The following is a 1,086-nucleotide window of genomic DNA, read 5'->3' on the forward strand; positions in this document are numbered from 1 at the left end:
CGGCATCACTGCGATGCTGGCGGCGGCCGCGCGCGCCGGAGCGCCGCTCGGCCATGATTTCTGCGCGATCAATCTCTCCGACAATCTCAAGCCATGGGCGCTGATCGAGAATCGTCTGAGGTTGGCGGCGGAAGCCGATGTTGCCATTGCGCTGTACTATCCGCGTTCGGCGAGCCGGCCGGAAGGATTTGGCCGCGCGCTCGCCGTGCTGAAGGACGCCGGCTGCGGCGAGCGGCTCGTGATCTTCGCGCGCGCGGTCAGCGCATCCGACGAGAAGATCGAGACCGTCACGCTCAATGCGGCGCGGCCCGAGATGGCCGACATGCGAACGCTGGTGATCGTCGGCAACTCGCAGACGCGCCGTGTCGGCCGCTGGATCTATGCGCCGAGGCAGGTGCGATGACCGAGCCACTGCATGATCTCGGCCACGCTCTCGACCCGCTGGCGCTCGGGCAGCTCCGGCCGCGCGATCATGATCACGGGCAGGCCGAGCGTACGGGCCGCGTCGATCTTGGCGCGCGCGCCATCGCCGCCGGAATTGCGGGCGACGATCCACATGACTCCACGCGTGCGCAGCATCTCCAGCTCGCCATCGAGCGTGAACGGTCCGCGCGACACGATCACGTCCGCGGCGAAGGGCRACGGCGCTTCGGGTGGATCGACGAAGCGCAGCGTGTAGGCGTGTTGCGATTTGGTCGCGAACGGCGCGATGTGTTGGCGGCCGATGGCGAGGAATACGTTTGCCGGCAACTCGGGCAGAGCGGCGACCGCTGCATTGACGTCGCCGACCTCGATCCAGTTGTCACCGGGCGTCTTGACCCAGGGGGAGCGTTCGAGCGCGATCAAGCGCGTGCCCGTTTCCGCGCACGCCGCGACGGCGTTGCGGCTCATCTCGGCGGCAAAGGGATGCGTCGCGTCGATCACATGCGTGATGCCTTCGCGGCGCATGTAATCGGCGAGCCCGCTCACGCCGCCGAAGCCGCCGATGCGGGTCGGCAGCGGCTGCTCGGCAGGCGCGCGGGTGCGGCCGCCATAGGAATAGACCGCATCAAACCCGGCGCGCGCGATCTCCGCCGCAAGCTGGCT

General features: G+C 68.6%; 2 protein-coding genes. One reads left to right on the forward strand and one right to left on the reverse strand.

The window, feature by feature from the left end:
* Nucleotides 1-403: SAM-dependent methyltransferase (locus AC1D00_RS42415; RefSeq protein WP_477014820.1), on the forward strand; the 403-nt coding region annotated here is incomplete at its 5' end.
* Here the strand turns inward: AC1D00_RS42415 and AC1D00_RS42420 are convergent.
* Nucleotides 379-1,086: cobalt-precorrin-6A reductase (locus AC1D00_RS42420; RefSeq protein WP_477014821.1), on the reverse strand; the 708-nt coding region annotated here is incomplete at its 5' end. The genes AC1D00_RS42415 and AC1D00_RS42420 overlap by 25 nt on opposite strands.

The sequence above is a fragment of the Bradyrhizobium sp. P2_E8 genome (assembly GCF_056403875.1).